The 22,481-nt window shown below is 66.6% G+C and carries 20 protein-coding genes, 1 tRNA gene and 6 pseudogenes; 13 read left to right on the forward strand and 14 right to left on the reverse strand.

The window, feature by feature from the left end; all coding sequences use genetic code 11:
* Positions 1-13 precede the first annotated feature (13 nt).
* Positions 14-775, reverse strand: a complete 762-nt coding sequence (locus AAF143_RS05900) for a MinD/ParA family protein (protein WP_255009202.1) — start codon at positions 773-775, stop codon at positions 14-16.
* A gap of 219 nt (positions 776-994) precedes the next feature.
* On the opposite strand from AAF143_RS05900, the gene AAF143_RS05905 reads away from it, so the two are divergent.
* Positions 995-1,393, forward strand: a complete 399-nt coding sequence (locus AAF143_RS05905) for a tellurite resistance TerB family protein (RefSeq protein WP_255009203.1) — start codon at positions 995-997, stop codon at positions 1,391-1,393.
* Positions 1,394-1,427: 34 nt separating this feature from the next.
* On the opposite strand, the gene AAF143_RS05910 is transcribed toward AAF143_RS05905, so the two are convergent.
* Genes AAF143_RS05910 through AAF143_RS05920 form a run of 3 tightly spaced genes read right to left on the reverse strand, consistent with a single transcriptional unit; the run spans position 1,428 to position 4,388 of the window.
* Positions 1,428-2,780 (reverse strand): glycosyltransferase, encoded by a 1,353-nt coding sequence (locus AAF143_RS05910; protein WP_414026644.1) that lies wholly within the window; start codon positions 2,778-2,780, stop codon positions 1,428-1,430.
* A 38-nt stretch (positions 2,781-2,818) separates the two neighbouring features.
* Entirely contained in the window at positions 2,819-3,085 is a 267-nt protein-coding gene (locus tag AAF143_RS05915; protein WP_414026645.1) for a hypothetical protein, read from the reverse strand.
* A gap of 43 nt (positions 3,086-3,128) precedes the next feature.
* Positions 3,129-4,388, reverse strand: coding sequence for a SpoIID/LytB domain-containing protein (locus AAF143_RS05920; protein WP_414026646.1), 1,260 nt, complete (start codon positions 4,386-4,388; stop codon positions 3,129-3,131).
* A gap of 76 nt (positions 4,389-4,464) precedes the next feature.
* Between AAF143_RS05920 and rpmI the strand changes: the two genes are divergently transcribed.
* From rpmI to AAF143_RS05935, 3 genes and pseudogenes are all read left to right on the forward strand, one after another.
* Positions 4,465-4,665: a 50S ribosomal protein L35 gene (gene rpmI / locus AAF143_RS05925; RefSeq protein ID WP_255009206.1), complete on the forward strand. Its 201-nt coding sequence runs from the start codon at positions 4,465-4,467 to the stop codon at positions 4,663-4,665.
* 41 nt (positions 4,666-4,706) lie between these two features.
* Positions 4,707-5,054 (forward strand): 50S ribosomal protein L20, encoded by a 348-nt coding sequence (rplT, locus tag AAF143_RS05930; protein WP_255009207.1) that lies wholly within the window; start codon positions 4,707-4,709, stop codon positions 5,052-5,054.
* 20 nt (positions 5,055-5,074) lie between these two features.
* Positions 5,075-5,662: pseudogene (locus tag AAF143_RS05935) on the forward strand (tetratricopeptide repeat protein).
* A gap of 32 nt (positions 5,663-5,694) precedes the next feature.
* Here the strand turns inward: AAF143_RS05935 and AAF143_RS05940 are convergent.
* On the reverse strand, positions 5,695-6,228 hold the full coding sequence (locus AAF143_RS05940; RefSeq protein WP_255009209.1) for a hypothetical protein: 534 nt from the start codon (positions 6,226-6,228) through the stop codon (positions 5,695-5,697).
* 75 nt (positions 6,229-6,303) lie between these two features.
* Here AAF143_RS05940 and AAF143_RS05945 point away from each other — a divergent pair, with 75 nt between their 5' ends.
* The 3 genes and pseudogenes from AAF143_RS05945 (at position 6,304) to AAF143_RS05955 (ending at position 9,781) form a co-directional block, all read left to right on the forward strand.
* Positions 6,304-7,218: a thiazole synthase gene (locus AAF143_RS05945; RefSeq protein WP_255009211.1), complete on the forward strand. Its 915-nt coding sequence runs from the start codon at positions 6,304-6,306 to the stop codon at positions 7,216-7,218.
* A 196-nt stretch (positions 7,219-7,414) separates the two neighbouring features.
* Positions 7,415-8,610, forward strand: a pseudogene (locus tag AAF143_RS05950) (NAD-dependent epimerase/dehydratase family protein).
* A gap of 29 nt (positions 8,611-8,639) precedes the next feature.
* Positions 8,640-9,781, forward strand: a pseudogene (locus AAF143_RS05955) (glycosyltransferase family 4 protein).
* Here AAF143_RS05955 and mrdA read toward each other — a convergent pair.
* The 5 genes and pseudogenes from mrdA to cbiD all read right to left on the reverse strand — a co-directional run bounded on the left by mrdA (position 9,730) and on the right by cbiD (position 15,410).
* Positions 9,730-11,663 (reverse strand): annotated as a pseudogene (gene mrdA / locus AAF143_RS05960) (penicillin-binding protein 2). The pseudogenes AAF143_RS05955 and mrdA overlap by 52 nt on opposite strands.
* The gene (locus AAF143_RS05965; protein WP_255009218.1) at positions 11,548-11,910 is read right to left on the reverse strand and encodes a hypothetical protein; all 363 of its coding nucleotides are present in this window, start codon (positions 11,908-11,910) and stop codon (positions 11,548-11,550) included. The pseudogene mrdA and the gene AAF143_RS05965 overlap by 116 nt, the downstream one beginning before the upstream one ends.
* Before the next feature lie 44 nt (positions 11,911-11,954).
* Positions 11,955-12,562, reverse strand: a pseudogene (locus AAF143_RS05970) (hypothetical protein).
* Positions 12,563-12,634: 72 nt separating this feature from the next.
* Positions 12,635-14,230 (reverse strand): annotated as a pseudogene (guaA, locus tag AAF143_RS05975) (glutamine-hydrolyzing GMP synthase).
* A gap of 49 nt (positions 14,231-14,279) precedes the next feature.
* Positions 14,280-15,410, reverse strand: a complete 1,131-nt coding sequence (cbiD, locus tag AAF143_RS05980) for a cobalt-precorrin-5B (C(1))-methyltransferase CbiD (protein ID WP_255009221.1) — start codon at positions 15,408-15,410, stop codon at positions 14,280-14,282.
* 56 nt (positions 15,411-15,466) lie between these two features.
* Here cbiD and AAF143_RS05985 point away from each other — a divergent pair, with 56 nt between their 5' ends.
* Both AAF143_RS05985 and AAF143_RS05990 read left to right on the forward strand, forming a co-directional pair.
* Positions 15,467-16,618 (forward strand): pyridoxal-phosphate-dependent aminotransferase family protein, encoded by a 1,152-nt coding sequence (locus AAF143_RS05985; RefSeq protein ID WP_255009223.1) that lies wholly within the window; start codon positions 15,467-15,469, stop codon positions 16,616-16,618.
* Between the two features lie 97 nt (positions 16,619-16,715).
* Positions 16,716-16,787, forward strand: a tRNA-Gly gene (locus tag AAF143_RS05990).
* Positions 16,788-17,255: 468 nt separating this feature from the next.
* On the opposite strand, the gene AAF143_RS05995 is transcribed toward AAF143_RS05990, so the two are convergent.
* Together AAF143_RS05995 and AAF143_RS06000 are read right to left on the reverse strand one after the other, a co-directional pair.
* Complete coding sequence (locus tag AAF143_RS05995; RefSeq protein ID WP_255009226.1) at positions 17,256-17,486, reverse strand: hypothetical protein; 231 nt, start codon at positions 17,484-17,486, stop codon at positions 17,256-17,258.
* A 39-nt stretch (positions 17,487-17,525) separates the two neighbouring features.
* Positions 17,526-17,849, reverse strand: coding sequence for a hypothetical protein (locus AAF143_RS06000; RefSeq protein ID WP_255009227.1), 324 nt, complete (start codon positions 17,847-17,849; stop codon positions 17,526-17,528).
* 95 nt (positions 17,850-17,944) lie between these two features.
* Here AAF143_RS06000 and AAF143_RS06005 point away from each other — a divergent pair, with 95 nt between their 5' ends.
* Both AAF143_RS06005 and AAF143_RS06010 read left to right on the forward strand, forming a co-directional pair.
* The gene (locus AAF143_RS06005) at positions 17,945-18,466 is read left to right on the forward strand and encodes an AbrB family transcriptional regulator (RefSeq protein WP_255009229.1); all 522 of its coding nucleotides are present in this window, start codon (positions 17,945-17,947) and stop codon (positions 18,464-18,466) included.
* 78 nt (positions 18,467-18,544) lie between these two features.
* Positions 18,545-19,126 (forward strand): DUF6554 family protein, encoded by a 582-nt coding sequence (locus AAF143_RS06010; RefSeq protein ID WP_414026647.1) that lies wholly within the window; start codon positions 18,545-18,547, stop codon positions 19,124-19,126.
* On the opposite strand, the gene AAF143_RS06015 is transcribed toward AAF143_RS06010, so the two are convergent.
* A complete protein-coding gene (locus AAF143_RS06015) occupies positions 19,021-20,574 on the reverse strand; it encodes a DEAD/DEAH box helicase (RefSeq protein ID WP_255009231.1) in 1,554 nt (517 codons plus the stop codon). The genes AAF143_RS06010 and AAF143_RS06015 overlap by 106 nt on opposite strands.
* 214 nt (positions 20,575-20,788) lie before the next feature.
* Here AAF143_RS06015 and AAF143_RS06020 point away from each other — a divergent pair, with 214 nt between their 5' ends.
* Positions 20,789-21,226 (forward strand): HNH endonuclease, encoded by a 438-nt coding sequence (locus tag AAF143_RS06020; RefSeq protein WP_255009232.1) that lies wholly within the window; start codon positions 20,789-20,791, stop codon positions 21,224-21,226.
* 1 nt (position 21,227) lies between these two features.
* On the opposite strand, the gene AAF143_RS06025 is transcribed toward AAF143_RS06020, so the two are convergent.
* Positions 21,228-21,473: a serine protease inhibitor gene (locus AAF143_RS06025; RefSeq protein WP_255009233.1), complete on the reverse strand. Its 246-nt coding sequence runs from the start codon at positions 21,471-21,473 to the stop codon at positions 21,228-21,230.
* A 32-nt stretch (positions 21,474-21,505) separates the two neighbouring features.
* On the opposite strand from AAF143_RS06025, the gene AAF143_RS06030 reads away from it, so the two are divergent.
* Positions 21,506-22,471, forward strand: a complete 966-nt coding sequence (locus AAF143_RS06030) for an SDR family NAD(P)-dependent oxidoreductase (protein ID WP_255009234.1) — start codon at positions 21,506-21,508, stop codon at positions 22,469-22,471.
* Positions 22,472-22,481: the final 10 nt, after the last annotated feature.

A 22,481-nucleotide genomic window follows, 5' to 3' on the forward strand; every position in this document is an offset into this window, starting at 1 on the left:
GATCTGTCATGACTCAACTACCTTCCATGATGGACTTGGCAACGAGCTTGAACTCCTGAGTCAATGGGTGATCAGGATACTTGACGCAGAAAACACCCTCACTGGCCAAGCGGGCAAAGTCTTCAGAAAGAGGAAAGACTCCAGCCACCGCTTCGCCATAGGTTTCTGCCACTTTGGCTCGCAATGCATCCAGATTCAGTCCACTGTGGGCCTTATTGATGGCCAGCAATAAACGTCGGACCTTCAGCTGCCTAGCCACATCGACGGTGACCGCAGTTCCTTGGTAATCCTGTTTGTCAGGGCGCAGAATCAGCAGCAGTACATGGGAGATGGCAATCGAAAGGAAGGTTTCCTTGGAAAGCCCTGGGTGGGTATCGATGAACAGGAAATCAAGCTTGAGCTCTCGAACGAGATTCCTGAATCCGTCGTTCATCTTGCTCACATCATAGCCCACCTGAAGAATGCGTGAAATGTCATCGGGCTTCACACTGGAGGGAACCAGGAAGATCTGACCTGGAAGCTCGATGCCCACCTTGGCGCTGACATCGTAAGCAGCCTCTGCAATGGACGCTTCATCCCAGAGGAAATCATTCAGCGTTTTGCCTATTTCATCTTGCTCAAGGCAGAACAGGTTGTGAATACCTGGCGAGGGCACATCGGTATCAATCACGCCAACTCGAAAACCCTGAGCCGCAACAGTCGTAGCCAGATTAGCCGTGAAATTCGACTTCCCGGTGCCCCCGCGGTAGGAATGAACGGAGACGACTTTTGGCATTGCCACCCTTGAGTTCAGAAACAACTAAGCGTTGCCCGACCCCCTTGCGGTAACGAGCGCTACCAAGAATGCCGGCCTGGTCGGCGGAGGCTCCCCAGGTGTCCAAATGGTTCGGCCATTGGATCACGAATCGTTCAGTCTTGGGGACGGTTGCAACCATTACCATCGTTTGGGCCCTCAGCCTGCGATGAAAGGCGTGGCTGAGCCCCTAGCGCGCCCATGGATCCTTCTCGTGCCCTTGCCGCTGTCGCCCTGGCCTCCGTCGCCTGGGATGGGGTGATGGGCAGCGCTGGAGCCCGCGCCCTGCGCCACTCCCTCGACTACCGCTCCCCCTACCGGGAACGCAGCGACCAGGAGATGATCGCCCTGATGAACGATTTGCTCCTGAGCCTCAAGGCACAAGGTGCCGAAGCCCTGTTGCTGGAGGCTGGCGCCGCCTTGGATGGGCCCCAACGGCTGACCGCCTTCGCCATGGCGACGGAGATCATGCGCTCGGACGGTCCCCTGGTGGAGGAAGAACAGCGCATTCTCGACCACCTGTCGGAGGCTTTGGAACTGAGCGCTGACGAAACAAGCACAATCATGGAGGTGATGAACATCCTCCACGCGAGTCTTTAGGAGCCCAGGCCAGAGGCTGGCCGCGGCCCCAATTTCAGGAGGCCTGGGTGCTCAGATCGCTTTCGGGCAGGGTGCCCAGATGCAGGGTCTTGGCCCAGACCAGTCGCTTGGGCAGCACCGCCATGCGCAGGCACACCCAGGGAATGACCACGAACCAGTGGAGCAGGTAAAGCATGACCAGGGCGAGGGAGGCCGGATTGGCCTCGGGCAGGGGCGGGCCCTCGCTGCTCCGCTGGCAGGCCTGAAGAATCGCCACCCCCGAGAGGCCGAGGACCACCAGGGACAGGGGCCAGAAGGCCGGCAGGGTGCGCGTCACAAGGGACGCGGCCAGGTCCGCCACCGCCACCACCGGCAGCACGTATTGCAACAGGAAAAAGCTGCTGAGATCGAGCTTGCCGGAGAGGCTGACGCGGCCGGAGACCAGGCCTGGCCAGTAATCGAAGAAGCGCTGCAGACCCCCTTCGGCCCAACGCTGGCGTTGTCGCCAGAGGGCCCGGAGACTGAGAACGGCCTCCTCCTGCACCGGTGGGTCCCAGAGCACGCCGATCGAACGGCCGGCGAGCAACAGCCTGAAACTGAGGTCCAGATCGTCGGTGACGGTGGCCTCGTTGAATCCGCCGCAGGCCTGGATCGCCTCTCTGAGAAGCAATTGGCCGTTCCCCCGCAGTTCAGCGATGCCGCCGCCATCAAGGCGGCCCTGCTGCACCACCGCATCAAGGGCCATCTCCATCGCCTGCGCCCGGGCGAGCAGGTTGACCTCACCGTTGACCACGGCCTTGCGCAGTTGCACCGCTGACCAAACACCTTGCTCGGCAAAGGGGATCAACCGCTCGAGCACATCGCTCTGAAGCTGGGCATCGGCATCGAGCACCAACATCCAGCGGCTCTTGAGCTGGGCCAGCACGGTGTTGAGGGCACCGGATTTACCCCCCGCCTCGCGGTTGCGGCGCACCAGATGCAAAAAGGGATGCTCCCGCCTGAGCTCCTCGAGCAGTTCCGGGGTGCGGTCCTCACTGCCGTCATCGACCACCCAGAGCTGCAACCGACCGGCGGGGTATCGGAGCTGGGCGATGCGCTCCACCAGACGACCAATCACCGCCTCCTCATCGCGGGCCGCCACCACCACATCGACGGACGGCAACGCTGCGTCCCCATCAAGGTTCGACGGGGGCTGGGCGGCCTCGGTCTCACCCTGGCGGCGGCGGGCCCCCAGGAGCACCGTGCGGAAGCTGTAGATCCCGAGCAACAGGGTCAAGGTGAGCGCCGGCAGAACGCTGCGGCCCCCGCTGAGGCCATGGGGCGCCACCCCGGCCGCCACGCAGGCGATCAGGAACACCGAAGCCTTGACCCGTCGGCGATCGGTCCCCGTGCTGCCGTTCACGGCCATGGCCGACCCAAAAGTTGAGGAAGTTTAGGGGCCGCGGTTTAGGGATCCAGCAGAAGGCCCTGGAGGCTCTCAAGCTTGGTGCCGGAGTAATAGTGCTGAAGGATCCGGCCTGAAGGCCAGCCCCGCCGGGCCAGATCCATGGCCCCGGCCTGGGAGAGCCCAGCTCCATGGCCGAAGCCGCCCCCCACGAAGCTCCAGCGGCCCGGGCCATCCGGCGCCACCACAAACAGGGTGCTGGGCAGCCGGCGGAAGGCGCGCCGGATCGCATCGAAGCGCAGCACCACCCGGCCCGCGGTCCCCTGCATCTGCAGGGCAAGCACGCGACCGCTGGCCCCCGCTCCAGCACGGTCAGCCGTTGGGGCACGCCGAGGGCAGCGGCCTGGGGACCGAGGGCCGCTCTGATTCGATCCCGGTCCAGGGAGCGCCGCCAACGGAACAGCGGGTGATCGCTGCCGTAGGCCGCGCCACCTTCTTGAAGCAGCTGGCGGAGGCGGGCAGGTTCACTGAGGGGCACGGCGAAGCTGCGCTCGAAAGGAGCTGGACCATCGGGTCGGGTCTGCAGATAGGGCAGTGGGGCGCCCCCCAGGCCTCCTCGAACCCGGCCGCCACCCCGCCATTGCTGGCGTGGTACACCGCATGGATGGGCTGCCCCTGCCAGATCAGCACCTGGAATCGAGTGGCCGCAATCGCCTGGCGCACAGCCGCGCCCGCCTGGCGGGGATCGGCGTAGACCTGGCATTGGGTATCGGCGCAGAGGTGGTACCCATCCACCCTGAAACGCTGACGGTTGCGCAGGGCCCAGGTGCGGGCCAGCACCGCCTGGGCCTGGAGGGCGGCGGCGGGAGCCTCGGCGCCGATCTCATGGGGCAACACCCCCAGGAGGTAACGCTCCAGTGGGACCTGCTCGATCAGGCTCCAGCTGCCATAGGCATCGCTCTGGAGCCGAAACGGCCCCTGGTAGAGCCCACCGGCCCAGCGCAGCCCTGATGGCGCGCTCAGCCGCAGGGGGCCCTCCAGGGTCCTCAGGCCCAACGACTCCCGAACGGCGAGCACCAGCCGCTCCGTGATCCGGGCCCGCTGCTGACGAGCAGCCAGCCGGCTGCCCCCAAGGGTCGGTGGCAGCGCATCCGGGCCGCCCCAGACCTCCCAGTCGCCAGGTTTGGCGATCACGGGGCTGATTCCCTGTTGGCGCCAGGCCTCGGCCACCTGCTCGGCGCGCTCGTAGCTGGGGAACGGACCCAGCACCGTGCGCTGGAGGTTGAGGGGTTCCTTGAGGGGAACCCGCCGCCAGAGCAACCCCAGGCTGGAGCCCCGCAGCTGGCGACCCGAGGCCTCTGTGAGCGTCAGTGGGCCCGATGGACTCACCAGGGTCAACGGGGGCGCCGCTGCGGGATCGCTGTCCGGCCTGGGGCCCAGGTGGGCCGCCAGCGCGACCCAGAGCACCGGCTCGGTGCGGCTCAGCGCCGGCGGGGCAGGCACCGGCCAATGCAGCAGCGAGCTGGCACGACAGCCCTGGGCCAGCAGCAGCAAACCCCCCAGGGCCGCTCCGCCCAGGAGCGCGGTCCCCTGGATCGGGCGCCGCAGATTGAGCATCAGGGACGAAGACATCGACGAACGGGCGCCAGGGAGTTGGCGGAAGGCTGGTCCGCGTCGTAGTTTGCTTGTTTGTGCCCGACCACGAGCCATGCCCAAGCTGAAGACCCGCAAAGCTGCCGCCAAGCGGTTCAAGGCGACAGGCACCGGGAAGTTCATGCGCCGTCGCGCCTTCCTGAACCATCTGCTCGATCACAAGAGTCCCAAGCGCAAGCGCTACCTGGGCACCATGGCCGTCGTCGACGAGCGCGATGCCGACAACGTGCGGGCGATGTTGCCCTACAGCCGCTGAGCCCCAGCTGCGCTCCGTTTCCATTCCTTTACTGAACTCCCATGGCCCGCGTCAAAAGGGGCAACGTTGCCCGTAAACGCCGTAACAAGATCCTTCGCCTGGCCCGTGGCTTCCGGGGCGGCAATGGTTCGCTGTTCCGCACGGCCAACCAGCGGGTGATGAAAGCCCTCTGCAATGCCTACCGCGACCGTCGCCGGCGCAAGCGCGACTTCCGCCGCCTCTGGATTGCCCGCATCAACGCCGCCGCCCGCCTCAACGGCCTCAGCTACAGCCGCCTGATTGGCGGGCTCAAGAAGGCCGATGTGCAGCTGAACCGCAAGATGCTCGCTCAACTCGCCGTCATCGATCCCAGCAGCTTCAGCAACGTGGTCAGCGCCGCCAAGGGCTGACCATCCTCTCGATAGGCCCGATGGATCGGCTCCTTCCCCAGGCCTACCTCCTAGGTCTGGTCGTTCTGCTCGCTGGGGCGGCCGTCCTGGTCGGCCTGCAGATCCTGCGGGTGCGTAAGGACGAGCAGTCCCTGGTCCGTCTGGAGGGCAAGAGCAAGGCCAGCGCCACCGACGCGGCTGATTTCTATGAGCTGGCCTCTGTGCAGTTGCGCAAACGCCTCTACCCCCAGGCGGCGGCCAACCTCAAGCTGGCTGCGAAACGGGCCGAAGGGGAGCCCCCGAAGCCCAGGCCGTGATCCAGAACGCCCTCGGCTCTCGCCCTGGCCGCCCAGAGCAACTACGCCGCTGCGATCAAGCACTACCGCTCCGCCCTGCGCTCGAAGCCCAACTACCCCGTGGCCCTCAACAACCTGGCCTACGCCCTGGAAAACCAGCGCCAGAACGAGGAAGCCAAGGCCATCTACGAGCAGGTGCTTCAACTCGATGACACCAACAAAACCGCCCGCAAGCGACTCAAGGGACTTGAGCGCAGGCAGGGTGTTCCCCTCGCCCCCTTGAGCGCAAAGGAGGGCCTGGGCGTGGGCGGCGACCCTAAAAGAAAAGCCTGAACCGTTGGGCGATCGCCCCTTGGGCTAAGGCCTCACCAGAGGCCCCGGACGGGGACCGCCTTGCGAATCACCGGCCTCGGAGCAGGGGGTCGGAGGTCGAGCACACCGCCTGGGTGGGTCAGGCGCGGGGCATTCCAGCCGGCCAGATACACGCCCTGCAGGCCTTGAAAGGCCCCGCCGAGTTCGAGGGCGGAGTCTGGGTTGCCTTCGAGGGGAAGTAGATCCAATTGATCCGACTTGGCGTTGAAGTTGCCCTGCACCGGCATAGTGACGCCGGCGACGGTGAGTTCACCGCGCAGGTCGAGCATCTGTCCCATCGGCACCACCGAAGCGAGCCGCAACTCCGCCGGCACCACCCGACCATCGATGAACGATTGGTAGGTGCCCGTCCAGGTGCGGGGAATGCTGAGCGCCAGGTCCTGGGCCCGCGCCACAGGATCGAAGGTTTCCACCGGCCCCAGTTCCGACTGGAAGGCCGAAATCGCCGCCATCGGGGCCACGGCCGGCGCATTGAACGGCACCACACTGCCCACGGGAAGGGGGACGGCGGCCAGCAGCACGGGCATGGCAAAACAGATTCAGTTATTCCCAGGCTAAGAGCTGTGGCGCCAAAAGGAATCCCCGGGCAGTACGTTCGCAGCATGGCCCCCTTTGCCGATCCCAGCTCCCCCATCGATCCCAGCCGTCCCGACCCCAGCAACTTCGGCAGCGCTCACGCTCCTGCCGCTGGCGCCCCGGGCGAGGACGAGGTCCTTGTGATCGGGGGCCGGCGATTCTCGAGCCGGTTGATGACCGGCACCGGCAAGTACCCCAGCCTTGAGGTGATGCAGGCCAGCCTTGAGGCCAGCGCCTGCTCGATCGTCACCGTGGCGGTGCGCCGGGTGCAGGCCGCGGCCGCCGGCCACCAGGGCCTGATCGAGGCCATTGATTGGAGCCGGTTCTGGATGCTGCCGAACACCGCCGGCTGCGCCACCGCCGAGGAGGCCGTGCGGGTGGCCCGGCTCGGCCGCGAGCTGGCCAAGCTCGCCGGCCAGGAGGACAACAGCTTCGTGAAGCTGGAGGTGATTCCCGACAGCCGCCACCTGCTCCCGGACCCCTTCGGCACCCTGGAGGCCGCTGAGCGCCTGGTGGCCGAGGGCTTCACGGTGTTGCCCTACATCAACGCCGATCCGCTGCTGGCCAAGCGGCTGGAGGATGTGGGCTGCGCCACCGTGATGCCCCTGGGGTCGCCGATCGGCTCGGGGCAGGGCATCCGCAACGCCGCCAACATCGGCCTGATCATCGAAAATGCCCAGGTGCCCGTGGTGGTGGACGCAGGCATCGGCGTTCCCAGTGAGGCCGCCCAGGCGATGGAGCTGGGGGCCGATGCCTTGCTGATCAACAGCGCCATCGCCCTGGCGGGAGATCCCGCCGCCATGGCTCGGGCCATGGCCCTGGCCACCCTGGCTGGCCGTACCGCCTTTCGAGCCGGCCGCCTGCCGGTACGCCCCGACGCCAGACCCAGTTCACCCGTCCAGGGCAGGGTGGGTCAGCAGCCATGGGCCGAGCAGCCATGAAGTTTCCTGCCCACTTGGCTTTGGCGCGAACGGACGCTGCCTAGGGCGATCGGCGGGGGACGCTGGCGGCACTGATGGTGGCCCTGGCCTTCAAGCTGAGCTGAGCCCGGCAGCGTCACGGGCATCACCCGTTGCGGCGGAATGCCTGTAGTAGCTTCGATTCAATGAGCACGCGCTCGTTCTTGAGGAGTCAAGGGTGAAGGTTCTCGTACTTGGCGGAGACGGCTTCTGCGGTTGGCCCTGTGCGGTGAATCTCGCCGATACGGGACACGACGTGGTGATCGTCGACAACCTGAGCCGGCGCAAGATCGACATCGATCTCGGGGTCGAATCGCTCACCCCGATCGCCACCATCCACGACCGCCTCAGGGCCTGGCGTGAGGGGGTGGCCGGCCGATCGAATTCGTCTCGATCGACATCGCCCGCAACTACGCCCGCTTGCTGGACCTGCTCCGCAACGAGCAACCCGAGGCGATTGTCCACTTCGCCGAGCAGCGGGCCGCCCCCTACTCGATGAAGACGAGCACCACCAAGCGCTACACCGTCGACAACAACGTCAGCGGCACCAATAACCTGCTCTGCGCCATCGTCGAGAGCGGCATCCAAACCCACATCGTCCACCTGGGAACGATGGGGGTCTACGGCTACGGCTCCCACCGGGGCGCCACCATCCCCGAGGGGTACCTCACCGTCGAGGTGCCCCAGCCCGATGGCAGCCGCTTCACAGAGAAGATCCTGCACCCCACCGATCCCGGCAGCGTCTATCACCTCACCAAGACGCTGGATCAACTGCTCTTTTACTACTACAACAAAAACGACGGCATCCAGGTCACCGACCTGCACCAGGGCATCGTCTGGGGCACCAACACGGACCTCACCGACAAGGAACTTCGTCTGGTCAACCGCTTCGACTACGACGGCGACTACGGCACCGTGCTGAACCGCTTCCTGATCCAGGCGGCCATCGGCTATCCGCTCACGGTCCATGGCACCGGCGGCCAGACCCGGGCCTTCATCCACATCCGCGATTCGGTCAAGTGCGTGCAACTGGCGGTCGAAACCCCGCCCCAACCAGGCGACAAGGTGCGGATCTTCAACCAGATGACCGAGAGCCACCAGGTGAAGAGCCTGGCCGAAAAGGTGGCCCATCTCACCGGTGCCAAGATCAACTACCTGCCCAACCCCCGCAAGGAGGCGATCGAAAACGATCTGATCGTCGATAATCGCTGTCTGATCGATCTCGGACTCAAGCCCACCACCCTCGATGAGGGGCTCTTGTCGGAAGTGGTGGATGTGGCCCGCCGCTGGGCCGACCGCTGCGACCGCTCCAGAATTCCCTGTGTCTCCGCCTGGACCACCACCCAGGCCGCTTCGCTCCAAGCCACGGTCTGAGTCACGGTCCATCCCCCTGCGCGGCAAGTGTGAAGATCGCCCTGTTCACCGAGACCTTCCTGCCCAAGGTCGACGGCATCGTCACCCGCCTGACCAAGACGATCGAGCACCTGGTGGTTGCTGGCGACGAGGTGCTGGTCTTCTGCCCGGAAGGCGCGCCCGACCATTTCATGGGGGCCCGGGTGGAGGGGGTGCCGGCGATTCCCCTGCCGATGTATCCCGAGCTGAAACTGGCCCTGCCCAGCCTGGCGGTGTCCGGTGCCCTCGACGCCTTCAAGCCCGATCTGGTGCATGTGGTCAACCCTGCGGTGCTGGGGCTCGGCGGCATCTACATGGCCCGCACCCGTCAGCTGCCCCTGGTGGCCAGCTACCACACCCACCTGCCCAAATACCTGGAGCACTACGGCGTCGGTCTGCTGGAGCCGGTTCTCTGGGAACTGCTCAAGGCCGCCCACAACCAGGCCCAGCTGAATCTCTGCACCTCCTCGGCCATGGTGGAGGAACTGAGCGATCGGGGCATCCTCCACACCGCCCTCTGGCAACGGGGGTCGACACCGAGCTGTTCCGTCCCCAGCTCCGTTCGGAGGCCATGCGCCGGCAGCTGCTGGGCCCCCACGACGATCAGAACGCCCTGTTGCTCTACGTGGGCCGCCTGTCAGCGGAAAAGCAGATCGAGCGCATCCGCCCCGTGCTCGATGCCCTGCCCCACGCCAGGCTGGCCCTGGTGGGCGATGGGCCCCACCGCCAGCAGCTGGAGAAGGTGTTCGCCGGCAGTGCCACCCATTTTGTCGGTTACCTGGGGGGCGAGGAGCTGGCCGCGGCCTACGCCAGCGCCGATGCCTTCCTGTTCCCCTCCAGCACCGAAACCCTGGGGCTGGTGCTGCTGGAGGCGATGGCCGCCGGCTGTCCGGTGGTGGGAGCCAACCGCGGCGGTGTCCCCGACATCGTCACCGATGGGGTCAACGGTTGCCTCTACGACCCGGATCAGCCCAGCAGCCTCACCGAGGCCACCGAACGGCTGCTGGGAAACCCCAATCAGCGGGAAACCTTGCGCCAGGCGGCCCGCAGCGAGGCCGAACGCTGGGGCTGGGCCGGTGCCACCGCTCAGCTGCGCCGCTTCTACCAGCAACTGCACAACCACCACCGGCCCCAGCTGCAGCTGGTGGCCTGATCACTGCCCGGCGCCCGGCTGCCGCTGTTCGCCGCTTCCTTGAACCAGGTGGTCATCAGCGCCTTCACCATCGGAGCCGCCACCGTGCCACCGAAGCCGCCGGAGTTTTCCCCGAAGGCCACGATCACCAGGGTGGGCTTGCCGGCCGGGGCGTAGCCACCGAACCAGGCGTGATCAGGCCGGGGGTCCTCACCGGTGCCGGTCTTGCCGGCAACGGGCGGCAGGCTGGGGTCGTTGAGGATCGTGGCGGTGCCAGCGGTGACCACCATGCGCAGGCCCTTGCGCAGGGCCCGCAGGGTCCCGGGCTTGAGGCCGATCCACTGACGCGGGTACTCGGCCTCCACCAGATGGGGCGTCACCAGCCAGCCACCATTGGCCACGGCGGCATACAAACGGGCCATCTGGATCGGTGTGACCTGCAGGGCCCCCTGACCGATGGCGGAGGTGATCGTGTCCACAGCGGCCCATTCCTCGCCGAGCACCTTCATCTTCCAGGCCCGATCGCCGAGCAGGCCTGGGGTCTCCTCTTCCGTCAGCTCAATGCCGGTGAGGCTGCCATACCCCATGCGCCGGGCGGCCTTGAACAGCTCGGCGTCCTTGACCGTCAGGCCCACCCGGTAAAAAAACTGTTGCTGCTCACCGCCAGGGCCATCGGAAAACCGATCGCGCCGAAGCTGCCGTGGTCCTTGTAGCAGAGGCCATCCCAACAGAACGAGTTGGAGGTCGGCACGGTGGAGTTCTCGTTGAACAACCCCGACTCGATGCCCGCGATCGTGGTGACGATCTTGAAGGTGCTGGCCGGTGGGAAGCCCTGGTACGCCCGGTTCAGCATCGGCGACTCAGGGCGGTTGAGGTCGTTCCATTGGGCCGTGGTGGGTCCGGGCGAAAAGACGTTGGGATCGAAACTCGGCCGGCTGGCCATGGCGCGGACCGCGCCGGTCTGGGGATCGAGGGCCACGATCGCCCCCTTGCGCACGCCATCAAGGGCCCGTTCCGCCGCCTTCTGCAGCTCCAGATCGAGGGTCAGCCGCAGATCCTTGCCGGATCGGGCCTGCTTGTCCCCCAGCACCCGCTGCACTTGGCCTTCGGCATTCACCTCCAGCTGCTGACCGCCCCATTCACCCCGCAGGTGCGGCTCGAACACCCGCTCCAGCCCACTGCGGCCGATGCGGTCCTGGACGCGGTAGCCCTTGGGCTCCAGGCGCTCGTACTCCTGTTCGGTGATGCCGCTGGTGTAGCCCAGGACATGGGCAGCGAGGCGGCCGAAGGGATAGGCCCGCAGATAGTCCACATCCACTTCAGCCCCTTCGAGGTTGCTGGCCTGTTCCCGGAAGCGCAGCACCTGAAGGGGCTTGAGCGGGCCGGCCAACTCGATCCGGTAGCCGGAACCGGAGCCGGCGGCGCGGCGCTTCCGGTCCAGCTGAGCCGGGGAAAGCGTCAGCAGGCGCGCCAGGCGATCCCGCAGCTGCGGCCAGTCAGCCTCGCTGACCAGCCGTGGCTGCAGGTAGAGGTTGTAGGTGAGGCGGCTTGTGGCCAGCACCTGGCCATTGCGGTCGAGCAGCCTCCCGCGCATGGGATTGCGCGGCACCAGGCGAATGCGGTTCTGATCAGCCATCACCCGGTTCTCGGCGCCATGGATGAGTTGCAGCCAGGCCAGCCGTGCCCCCATGGCGGCGCAAAGCGTGAGCACAAGAGCCAGCAGCACCGCGGGCTGCTGGCGCATGCCGGCGTGGCGCGCGGACGGCGGAGCGAACCCCCTGCCATGGTCAGGCCCCGGCGTCCAGCCGTTGCTCGAGCAGGGCGAGGCGCTCACCGATGCGCCCCAGGGCCTCCTGAAGCTCGTGGGTATCAGGGGAGCCCGGTGGGGCCTCAGACCGCACATCCCGCACCGTGACCTTCATCACAGGATTGCCGAGGCCGGGCTGCAGACGATCGAGGCTTTCGCGGACGCGGCTGGCGGCGGAATCCCCCTCCTGCCTGAGCTGGAGGAGGGGATCCGCGGAGGTGGTGAAGGCCTCGATCACATCGCGGGGACCGCCCTTGCGCGCCCGCTCCACGACCGCCATCCCCACGGGCAGCACCTCCTGCATCAGCGAGAGCCGCAGGGCATCGAAGGGATCACTGGCCATGACGCCGGGATGGAGCAGAACCCACAGTCTGCCGCCGAACGGATTCAGGGCGCGCGCTGGATCCCCGGCTGCAGAATCACCTGACGGCAGAACTCCTGCGAACCGACCCACCAGCCCCCGAAACTGGCGATCACCAGCAAGGCCGTGAACGGCAGCAACGCCTGGCGGGTGGTCTCCAGGGCAGCCCATTCCCCCAGCCCCGCAGCAACCGCTCCCGGTCGAAACGGCGCCGCTCCTGGTTCTGGTGCTGCTGACGCCGCCGCAACGACTTCTGCACCCAGCGCTCGAAGGCCTTCTTCTTGGTGACGGCCATCTTGCGCTCCACCTCCAGCAGATGGCCGGCGCTGAGCTCAGGGTGGAAGGTGCTGATCAGTTCCAGCGACTTCAGGAACATCTCCACGGCGCCGTCCTTGATCTGGCGCTCGGACTCCTCGAGGTCGTCCCAGTGGAGCTCGGGATAAAAGCGCAACCGGTTGGCCTCGATCTGCTCCTCCCCCAGCTGGCCGGGCTCCCTGAGCCAGCGGTCGGTGTTGGCGTCGAAGCGGCGCCAGTAAAGGAAGGGGTTGAGGTAGATGGTCTTGCCGGCCAGCTGGATGCTGTCCTGCTGGAGTCGGCGCTGCAGCTGGACATCCAGCTGAGGGGCGGCAGTCACAGGTCCATGGCCGGGCGCCGATCGTATCGAAGGCCGGCCGAGCCCACCAGCCCCGCCCCCATCAACCGGGGCTCATTCCCACTCGATCGTGCCGGGGGCTTGCTGGTGATGTCGAGCACCACCCGGTTCACACCTTTGACTTCATTGACAATGCGGTTGGAGATCGTTTCCAGGAGGTCGTAGGGGAGGCGCGACCAGTCGGCGGTCATGCCATCTTCCGAGGAGACGCAGCGCAGCACGATCGGGAAGGCGTAGGTGCGCTTGTCCCCCATCACCCCGACGGTGCGCACGGGCAGCAGCACGGCGAAGGCCTGCCAGATCTCGTTGTACAGACCCGCTTCCTTCACCTCCTCCCGCACGATCAGGTCGGCATCCCGCAGGATGTTGAGTTTCTCGGCGCTCACCTCACCGAGGATGCGGATCGCCAGCCCCGGGCCCGGGAAGGGATGGCGCCCCACGATTTCCTGGGGAAGCCCGAGGCTGCGGCCCACCTTGCGCACCTCGTCCTTGAACAGGCGCCTCAGGGGCTCCACCAGCTTGAACTGCAGGTCCTTGGGCAGACCACCCACGTTGTGGTGGCTCTTGATCTTCACCGCCACCCGTTCGCCGGTCCTGGGATCAACGTTGGTGCCCGCGGACTCGATCACATCGGGATAGAGGGTGCCCTGGGCCAGGTAATCGAAGGGCCCCAGGCGCTTGCTCTCCTCCTCGAACACGCGGATGAACTCCGCGCCGATGATCTTGCGCTTCTCCTCGGGGTCAGTGATGCCGGCGAGCCTGCCGATGAAGCGCTCACGGGCGTTGATGTATTCCACGTTGATGTGGAAACGTTTGTCGAAAAACTCCACCAGGAATTCGGGCTCGCCTTTGCGCATGAACCCCTGGTCGATGAACATGCACGTGAGCTGATCTCCGATCGCCTGGTGCAGCAGGAAGGCCAGGGTGGATGAATCCACGCCGCCCGAGAGCGCCAGCAGCACCCGCTTTTCACCCACCTGGGCGCGCACGGAGGCCATGGCCTCATCGATGAAGGCGGCGGTGGTCCAGTCGGGTTCGCAACCGCAGATGTGATAGACGAAATTGCGAATCAGGGCCATGCCGTGGGTGGAATGGACCACCTCCGGGTGGAACTGCACTCCGTAGAGCCGGCGGGCGTGGTCGGCGACCGCCGCCTCGGGCGTGTTCTCCGTGTGGGCCAGGCGGCTGAAGCCCTCGGGCAGGCGCTGCACGGAATCACCGTGACTCATCCACATGGTCGAGCCGCTCTCGACGTTGGTCAGCAGATCGGTGGGGTCATCCACGTTCAGGGGCGCCTTGCCGTACTCACCACGGCCGGCCGCCTCCACCGCCCCCCAGCTGCTGCACCATCAGCTGCATGCCGTAGCAGACCCCCAGCACTGGAAGGCCCAGCTCCCAGATCGCCGGATCACACACCGGCGCGCCCTCGGCATAGACCGAGCTCGGTCCACCACTGAGGATGATTCCCCTGGGCGCCATGGCCCTCAGTTCTTCGGCCGTGGTGCTGTAGCCCATCACCAGGGAATACACCTCCGTTTCCCGCACCCGGCGGGCGATCAGCTCCGAATACTGGGAACCGAAATCGAGGATGACGATGGCTGGGTGGCGCTGACCCTCCAGCGGCGCGTCGGGAGGCTGGGACTGGGTCATACGGCCGATCACGGGGCCACCGTGCGGTGGCCACTTGGGTGGCGTCACCCTAGGGCGCCTGGCCTGGGGAACCCACGGCCGTGAAGGCCTCCCAGAGCTGAGCTCCCCAGGGGCCCCGGGCGCTGATCCGACGCTGGCGATCGAACAGCACGGCTCCGATCACCAGATCCGCTGCGCCGTAGCGGGCCACATAGGCGGCGCTGCGCTGCTCAATCGCTTCAGCGATCCGCTGGCGCAGGCGAGCTGCCAGCCCTGGATCAGTGGCGGCCAGGGCCTCCAGGGCCGCCTCCACCGTGGGCGCGCCGTGGAGCTCCCGCAGCGCCTCCCCCTGCAGGCCCTCCAGGGCCGCCAGGCTCGTGAGCACCTCGGCGCGGCCGTCGGCCAGGTGATGGTGGGTGTGAAAAATGCCGCCAGCCAGTTTGATCAGCTTGCCGTGATAGCCGAACAGCAGCAGCCGCCGTACGCCGCCCTGGGCCGCCGCCACCAGCAGCGGGCCGACCCAGTTACCCCCTTTGAGCAGCAAGGAGGGCGGCAGGCCCAGGCGGGGTGCCAGATCGAGACCGTTCTCGCCGATCACCAGCACCAGATCGCCCGAAAAGTCGCCCTGGTGCGTGCGGGACTCCAACTCCAGGAGGCACTTTTCGAGCTGCTCGGGATCGGCGCTGCGCTGCACCTCCGCCTGGGTGCCGATCAGGGCCAGGCCTTCCACCACCCCGAAGGCGGCGTTGCTGGTGCGCTCCGCCAGGGCCCGGCCATTGGGGAAGACCAGTCGCAGGTTGAGGCCACGGCCCGGCAGCACGAGATATCGCAGGTTGGTCTCCAGGAGGCTTCGTGCATAGGCGGAGAGGCACAGCTCCCGGTTGTGGGCATGGACCCCCAACCCCTCGCCGGCCTCCAGCTGCAGCCAGTCGGCGCCTGGATCGCGCCAGCTGGCCAGCACCCAGATCACCAGGTCGCGGGTCAGGTCGAGGCCGACGCCGGGATCACAGCGGGCCACCGCCAGGGCCCCGGCGGGACCCAGGCAGGCGGCGGCCACCACCGGCACCATCCGCACCCCGGCGGGCTCCAGCAGCTCCAGGGGCTGGCCTGGCTCAAAGGGCTCACGGAGCAGGGCGACGGTGGCGGCCCGAGCTGCGGCCGCCACCCAGACCGGCAAGGTCCACCCGCCGGGAGAGCTCATGACGGCCTCTTTTTAAGATCGGTAATTGCGCCGCCGCGCGCCCGCGCCAGCCCCCCATGCAGGACAAGCTCACCCTGATGATCCCCGGCCCGACGCCGGTGCCGGAAACCGTCCTGCTGGCCATGGGCCGCCATCCGATCGGCCACCGCAGCGCCGACTTCCAGGCGATCGTCAAACGCACCACGGCGCAGCTCAAGTGGCTCCATCAGACCAGCACCGAGGTGCTCGTGCTGGCCGGCAGCGGCACCGCCGCCATGGAGGCCGGGATCATCAACGTGCTGAGCAAAGGCGATCGGGTGCTCTGCGGGGACAACGGCAAGTTCGGCGAGCGCTGGGTGAAGCTGGCCAAGGCCTACGGGCTGGATGTTCAGGTGATCAAGGCCGAGTGGGGTCAGCCCCTGGATCCTGAGGCCTTCCGAGCCGCCCTCGAGGCCGACACCGACAAGCGCATCCGGGCGGTGATCCTGACCCACTCGGAAACCTCCACGGGGGTGATCAACGACCTGGAAACCATTGCCCGTCACGTGAGGGCCCACGGCCAGGCCCTCAGCATCGCCGATTGCGTCACCAGCCTGGGGGCCACCAACGTGCCCGTCGATGCCTGGGGCCTGGATGTGGTGGGCTCTGGCTCCCAGAAGGGCTACATGATGCCGCCCGGCCTGGCCTTCGTGGCCATGGGGCCCCGGGCCTGGGAGGCCCACGAACGCTCGGATCTGCCGAAGTTCTACCTGGATCTGGGCAAATACAGGAAATCGGCCGCCGCCGACAGCAATCCGTTCACCCCGGCCGTGAACCTCTACTTCGCCCTGCAGGCCTCCCTCGAGATCATGCAAGCCGAAGGCCTTGAAGCCATTTTCGCCCGTCATGAACGGCATCGCCGGGCCACCACCGCGGCCATGAAGGCGATCGGCCTGCCCCTCTATGCCGCCGCAGGCCACGGAAGCCCGGCGATCACCGCCGTGGCCCCCGAGGGACTCGATGCCGAGCTGCTGCGCAAAAAGGTGAAGGAGCGCTACGACATCCTGCTGGCCGGCGGCCAGGACCACCTCAAGGGCAAGGTGTTTCGCATCGGCCACCTGGGCTTCGTCTGCGACCGCGACGTGCTCACCGCCGTGGCTGCCATTGAAGCCAGCCTGCAGGAACTGGGGGCCTCGGTGCATCCTGTCGGCGCAGGCGTGGCGGCGGCGGCGGCCGAGTTCGCCCGCTGAGCCGAGGAGGCGAGCCAGGGCTCCCTTGAGGAATGGCGCCCGGGCCGCCTGGCGGTGGCGCCCTGCGGTGCAGGGTCCTTTGCTAGTGTTTGGTCATGCGGGTGTAATTCAGTGGTAGAATGTCAGCTTCCCAAGCTGAACGTCGCCGGTTCGAGTCCGGTCACCCGCTTGTCATTTTCGAGCCTGACTTCAGGAGAATCAGGTCATTCAAGCTGATTCAGGTCTAATCAGGCTTCCACCAAAGAGTTCACCAGCCAGTGGTGCGCTCCGCCGATTGAATTGACCATGGCCGTGAAGGCCAGAATTCAAGCCCTTGGCTTGATCAAGAGCAACACCTGGGGCCCCAGACTTCCGGCCCGGCGCTCACAATCCAGCGACAGCAGAATGTGGCGGGCCGATTCAGCCAGATCACCCCGATCAGCGGCAGCTTCGGCCATCACTGAAAGTTCTGAGGCCTGTGCCAACAATTCAGATCGCTTGTCTTCGGATCCCCCTTGGATCCGTTGTTGCGGTTGCCTGGATTGCACTTGAAACGTGCTGGCCACTGAGGTGCCCTGGTGATATTCGATTGTACTGCGCAGTGGAAAGTTCGCCAGGGATCAGAGCGACGTTTGGGTGTGATCCCTGGTTGCGCTGATCAAGTGCCTGGTTCTTCGCGGTTGCCCCCAAGGGCGGCAATCTGGGCGCGAAGTTGATCGGAACGGTTGTGATCACCCCGGGTAATGGCAACGGCCAGGGCAAATTCAAGTTTTTCGAGCTGATGGCCGCCTTCAAGGGAGCTCACCGGCTGATGGCAGGCCGGAGTGCCGCTGGAGCTGGTTGAAGCGAAGGTCCTGTTACCGCTGTGAAGCCCGTTGGAGCTGCCCATGGTTCGCTTTCTTCCCATTCTGACACCCCACGCCAGGGATCAGGCGGCGTAGGCGTGGGAGCCATGGTCTGGGCCGTGATCTGGGCCCTGGTGCTCGATTTCCCGGGGCTCGATGGCCTTGTCAGGAGCCGGGGCGGGTGCCTCCGAGTCCTCCAGCAGCGTGCGGCAGTCGATGAGCAAGCGCTCCACGCTGTCGAGGGTCGCCAGCTCTGCGGCCTCGGGCTGGGCCCGTTGGTCGGCCTGCAACTCCAACCCCGCCAGCCGCTGCTCCAGCCGTACGAGGCGGTGCGAGAGCGCGCTGACGGTGTGGGCGAGATCCTCAGCCGTGCGCGTGATCCGGAAGGAAACCGATTCGGTGGTCATCGAGCGCCAACTGCTGGGCCGATGACAACACAGAAACACGTTGATCTCAAGACGTCCCCCAGACTTACGGCGCCCCGATGCCGCGCCGAAGGGCCATGAGCACCCCATTGAATCTGCTTGTCTATGTATTGGCCGGGCTGGGCGGCGGCCTGCTGGCGCTGCGCACGGGCATCCCGGCCGCTCCCCTGGCGGGGGCACTGCTGGGGGCTGGGCTGGTGAGCATGACGGGCCGCCTTGAGGTGGCCGTCTGGCCCGTAGGCTCCCGCACCCTGCTGGAAATCGGCATCGGCACGGTGATCGGCACCGGCCTCACCGCCACGGCGCTGACGGAACTGCGTCAACTCTGGAAACCGGCGATCTTGATCACCGTGGCCCTGGTGGCCACAGGCCTGGTGGTGGGCCTGTGGTGCAGCAGGCTCCTGGGCCTCGATCCGATCGTTTCCTTGCTCGGGGCCGCCCCTGGTGGCATCAGCGGCATGAGCCTGGTGGGGGCAGAGTTCGGCGTCGGCGCGGCGGTGGCCGCCCTGCATGCGGTGCGGCTGATCACCGTCCTGCTGGTGCTGCCTGTGATCGTGCGGTTCGTGGTCTCATTCACAGCTGGTCACGCCTCAAGCTGAAGCGGCAGATGCGCCCCCTGGACAGCTCCAGGAGGCTCGATACGTTGGGCCGTAGTCCACTCCCGCCCTTCCAGGCCCATGGCGAGCCGTCCCCACTTCTGCCTCCGACGCGCGCTCACGGCCAGGGCCGCCGCCGGTGTCCTGGGGCTGCTCAGCCTGCAGGCAGGCCTGACACCGGCACTGGCTGGCAGCGTCGGCGACACCGCCGGCAGCAAAGGTGCCCAGGTGTACTGCTTCATGCGCGGCGCCAACAACACCCACGAGGTGAGCTGGGTGGCGGCCTATGCGCTGATCAAGCGCCAGAGCGCCAGCATGTTCAAAACCTCCCCGGAACACGCTGCCGTGATGATCACCGAGGCGGTGGTTCAGAACCCTGGCAACTACCCGGATTGCGGCCGCTACCTGGGTTCCCTCTACGAAAAATCCGCAACTCCCGCAACCACCAGCTCCAGCGGCGAGGCAGCCGGTCCCACTCCGATCAGCAGCATCGGCACCCGCCCCCCGACGAACAGCGGTGCCCCCGGCCGAACCGCTACAACTACTGAACCAGCCGCTCACCAGCGGCTCAGCAACTCCCGCGCCATTGCCGGCATGCTCCGGCGCTCCAGCAGTTGGCTGATGCGTTCGGCCTTGGTGGCGATCAGCCCGTCGACGAACTGATCGGCCACCCCCAATTGCAGCCAATGGCAGGTGAGGCCGCCCTCCATGCCAAGGCGATGGCAGCGGTCCTCCGCCTGTTCCGTGTCCCCGGGGGTCCAGGGGCGTTCGATCAGCACCACGTGGCCGGCCCGGTGCAGGGTGTAGCCCAGGCCGCCAGCCCCGAAGGTGGCGATCAAGAGCGGGTGAGCGCCCGCCTGAAAAGCCTCCACCTGCCGCTGGCGCTCGTCCGGCGGTTGACGACCTGTGAGCAGGGCCCCGCCCAACTGACGCTGCAGCAAATCGGCCGTGGCCACGAAGGCGGTGAACACCACCACTGATTCGCCCTTCTCCAGCAATCCGGCCACCAGCGCGGCGGCGGCGGGCAGCTTGTACTCGGAACCGATCTGGCGCAGGGCCGTGAGCACCGCCAGGGCCTCCGCATCCCGTCGCACCTCGCCTCGGGCGGCCCGCAGCCGGTAATCGTCCACCTTGAGTTGCAGGCGGTGCTGAAAGCCGCGGCCCTGGATCTCCTCCAGCGCCACCGGGAGGAAGCGGCGACACTTGGGCGGCAGATCAAGGCAACTCTGCTTGGAACGGTGCAACACCAGGGGGCGGCTCAGGCGCTGGAGCTCCTGGAGCTGACTGGCTCCGAGGGCATGCCAACGCTGAAGGCCATCGATCTCCCGCCAGTGACCCGCGCAGTAGCTCTCCTCGAACGCCCGTTGATCCAGCCCCAGGGGGTGACCGATGGCCGCCAGCAAAGGGAACAGTTGGGCCGGCCGGCCGTTCTTCATCGGCGTACCGCTGAGCAGCCAGATCGCCCGCAGGCGCGGGTGACGGGCCAGGCGCAGAAATCGCTGGGTGCGCTGGGAATTGAGGTTCTGGGCGTAGTGGGCCTCATCGGCGATCAACACCGTGCCCGCCGGTGGCAGGGCCTGCGGCAAGCGCGACCAGCTGTGCAGTTCGATCTCCAAGGGGAGCCCGGCGGCCTCCTGACGCCAGAGCCCATGGAGCCCCACAGGCGCGATCACCAGCACGCGACAAGCGGTGACGCGCGCCAGGGCTCGGGCGGCCATCAGGGCCGTCAGGGTCTTACCCAGACCCATGGCATCGGCCAACACCGCGCCCCGCCGGGCCAGGAGCCAACGCACGGCGCTGCGCTGGTGGCTCAACAGGGAGCGTCCATCCGCCAGGGGCGCTCGCAGCTGGGCTTCGGCCACCAGCTCCCGAAGGGGAGGGAGGGGTGGCAAGGGCTGCTCGAGCCAAGCGAACCAGCGGGCCAGTTCGGGATCGAGAGCAAAGCGATCACCGAACCGGTCCTGAAGCAGACGAGCCGCCTGAAGGGGAAACTCCCAACATCCCCGGCGCGGCCGCCAGTGGCCCCGGGGCCGAATCGCCCGCAACTGAGCCTGGGTGACGGCATCGAAGGGCAGCACCACCTCAATCAAACCGGACGGTCCCAACCGCATCAGACAACGCTGGTGGGTAGGCGTGCCCGTGGTCACGCCGGTGCTCGGGGAGCTGGTGGAAGCGCTCAGCGGATCCCTGCCAACTGAGCTGACTGTAAATCTAAATCCCCCAGGCCAGAAAACAACAAGCGTCCAGCAAACCGGAAAAATGCAGTCTTCGACACATTGACAAGCCAGTGGTCAAGGCCACACTTGCCCCAACCGAGGCATGCCGATGCACGCGAGGGATGGGGTTTTCCTTGAGGATCTCTGCCCCAAGTTTCGTGTTCGACGTTGGCGACAATCCCTTCATAAGTTCACTGATCAAAGTTGTATCTATTGCGGCTGCACTTCTGAATCCATCGACCATGTGCTGCCCCGCAGCCGCGGCGGATTGAGTGTCACCGAAAACTGCGTGCCCGCCTGCCTGGCGTGCAACGGCCATAAGAGCGACGCCGATGCCTTCGAGTGGTACCGCCAGCAGCGCTTCTATGACCCCCGTCGGGCCATGGCCATCCGGGCCTGGATGGACGGTGATCTGCGCCTCGCCCTGAGGCTGCTGCAATGGGTCAGACCCGAAGCAACGCCTACTGGGCCACGGGAGCTGCAACGCAAGCACGGTCCCATGGTTCAGGCCGCTGACAGTTCCGGCTGGAGCCTCCAGGCTGCCTGAATCACCAGACGCGGCAGGCGGCTGCACCGTTGTGGCGCTGGCAGATCGAGGCCTGCTCACCGGGCTGCTCAGGAGCCACGAGAGCGGCCACCAGCATCAGCACCAGGGCCAGACCAAGGGCCGTGGTGCCGGTCCCAGCAGCGAAGGCCTGCGGCTGGCGACCGCGATGACGCCGGACCACCGGCCGGGCGGCCGGCATAGCCACGGGAATGCGCACGTGTGCAGTAGAGAAGCAGGAGGCGGTCATGACCACAGATCATTACTGATACATCTGTACTCATGTCGACTGAACCTGTCAACCCCCTTCCCTCGCCGGTCGCTCTCACCCAGGCCCCTGAAGGTCTCAGGGGCGGCAAGTTGCTGGTGCTGGGCGGTGGTTACACCGGTGAGCGCTTCGCCCGGGCCGTGGCCGCCCTCGGGGTGCCCGTCGTGTTGACCCGCCGGCAACCCCCACGACCCGCGCCCCCCGTTCAGCCCTTGATCAGCTGGGATGTCTTCGACGGGGAGAAAGGCCTGCTGCCCTCGGACGAGGCCTGGGCCGGCACCACCCACGTGCTCGTCACGATTCCCCCCGCCACCGATGGACGCGATCCTGTGCTCACCTGGCTGGCCGCTCACCTGGCCCGCTTGCCCCTGCGCTGGCTGGGCTACCTCTCCACCACCGGCGTCTACGGCGACACCCAGGGGGCCTGGGTGAACGAAGATGCCCCCACTCCTGCTGGGCTCGGGCGCAGCCAGGCGCGGCTGAACTGCGAAGCCGCCTGGCGCTCCAGCGGACTACCGGTGCAGGTGTTCCGGCTGCCGGCCATCTACGGTCCCCAGCGTTCAGCCTTCCGCTCCCTCGCCCTTGGACAGGGGCGTTTGATCCATAAGCGGGGCCAGGTGTTCTGCCGCATCCATGTGGATGACATCGTCGGGGCGCTGCTGCATTGCTTAAGCCTGGAGGCGCCGCACCGCCCGCCGGTGCTGAATCTCAGCGACGATGAGCCCTGCCCCACCAGCGAGACCCTGGGCTACGCCGCCCACCTGCTGGGCTGCCCCCTGCCGGAGGTCCAGAGCTTTGAGGAGATCGCTGCGACGATGGGCCCCATGGCCCAGAGCTTCTGGCTGGAGAATCGTCGGGTGTGCAACCGCAGGCTCTGCCAGGAGCTGGGCTATGTGTTGCGGTATCGCACCTATCGCGAAGGCTTTCGCTCGATTCTGCTGGCGGAGCGTCAGGAAGGATCTGAGGCTTCAAACCCCTAGCAGAAAAACA

The sequence above is a fragment of the Cyanobium sp. ATX-6F1 genome (assembly GCF_047395825.1).
In the GTDB taxonomy this organism is placed as follows: Bacteria; Cyanobacteriota; Cyanobacteriia; order PCC-6307; family Cyanobiaceae; genus ATX-6F1.

Excerpts from the sequence above, each read along its gene's own strand:
- cbiD (WP_255009221.1), bottom strand. The coding sequence starts at position 15,410 with ATGAGCTCTCCCGGCGGGTGGACCTTGCCGGTCTGGGTGGCGGCCGCA.
- AAF143_RS05995 (WP_255009226.1), bottom strand. The coding sequence starts at position 17,486 with ATGGGCAGCTCCAACGGGCTTCACAGCGGTAACAGGACCTTCGCTTCA.
- AAF143_RS05940 (WP_255009209.1), bottom strand. The coding sequence starts at position 6,228 with ATGCCCGTGCTGCTGGCCGCCGTCCCCCTTCCCGTGGGCAGTGTGGTG.
- AAF143_RS05915 (WP_414026645.1), bottom strand. The coding sequence starts at position 3,085 with ATGCAGGGGACCGCGGGCCGGGTGGTGCTGCGCTTCGATGCGATCCGG.
- AAF143_RS06025 (WP_255009233.1), bottom strand. The coding sequence starts at position 21,473 with ATGACCGCCTCCTGCTTCTCTACTGCACACGTGCGCATTCCCGTGGCT.
- AAF143_RS06020 (WP_255009232.1), top strand. The coding sequence starts at position 20,789 with ATGCACGCGAGGGATGGGGTTTTCCTTGAGGATCTCTGCCCCAAGTTT.
- AAF143_RS05910 (WP_414026644.1), bottom strand. The coding sequence starts at position 2,780 with ATGGCCGTGAACGGCAGCACGGGGACCGATCGCCGACGGGTCAAGGCT.
- rpmI (WP_255009206.1), top strand. The coding sequence starts at position 4,465 with ATGCCCAAGCTGAAGACCCGCAAAGCTGCCGCCAAGCGGTTCAAGGCG.
- AAF143_RS06000 (WP_255009227.1), bottom strand. The coding sequence starts at position 17,849 with ATGACCACCGAATCGGTTTCCTTCCGGATCACGCGCACGGCTGAGGAT.
- AAF143_RS05965 (WP_255009218.1), bottom strand. The coding sequence starts at position 11,910 with ATGGCCAGTGATCCCTTCGATGCCCTGCGGCTCTCGCTGATGCAGGAG.
- AAF143_RS06005 (WP_255009229.1), top strand. The coding sequence starts at position 17,945 with ATGAGCACCCCATTGAATCTGCTTGTCTATGTATTGGCCGGGCTGGGC.
- AAF143_RS06015 (WP_255009231.1), bottom strand. The coding sequence starts at position 20,574 with ATGCGGTTGGGACCGTCCGGTTTGATTGAGGTGGTGCTGCCCTTCGAT.
- AAF143_RS05920 (WP_414026646.1), bottom strand. The coding sequence starts at position 4,388 with ATGTCTTCGTCCCTGATGCTCAATCTGCGGCGCCCGATCCAGGGGACC.
- AAF143_RS05945 (WP_255009211.1), top strand. The coding sequence starts at position 6,304 with ATGGCCCCCTTTGCCGATCCCAGCTCCCCCATCGATCCCAGCCGTCCC.
- rplT (WP_255009207.1), top strand. The coding sequence starts at position 4,707 with ATGGCCCGCGTCAAAAGGGGCAACGTTGCCCGTAAACGCCGTAACAAG.
- AAF143_RS06030 (WP_255009234.1), top strand. The coding sequence starts at position 21,506 with ATGTCGACTGAACCTGTCAACCCCCTTCCCTCGCCGGTCGCTCTCACC.
- AAF143_RS05905 (WP_255009203.1), top strand. The coding sequence starts at position 995 with ATGGATCCTTCTCGTGCCCTTGCCGCTGTCGCCCTGGCCTCCGTCGCC.
- AAF143_RS06010 (WP_414026647.1), top strand. The coding sequence starts at position 18,545 with ATGGCGAGCCGTCCCCACTTCTGCCTCCGACGCGCGCTCACGGCCAGG.
- AAF143_RS05900 (WP_255009202.1), bottom strand. The coding sequence starts at position 775 with ATGCCAAAAGTCGTCTCCGTTCATTCCTACCGCGGGGGCACCGGGAAG.
- AAF143_RS05985 (WP_255009223.1), top strand. The coding sequence starts at position 15,467 with ATGCAGGACAAGCTCACCCTGATGATCCCCGGCCCGACGCCGGTGCCG.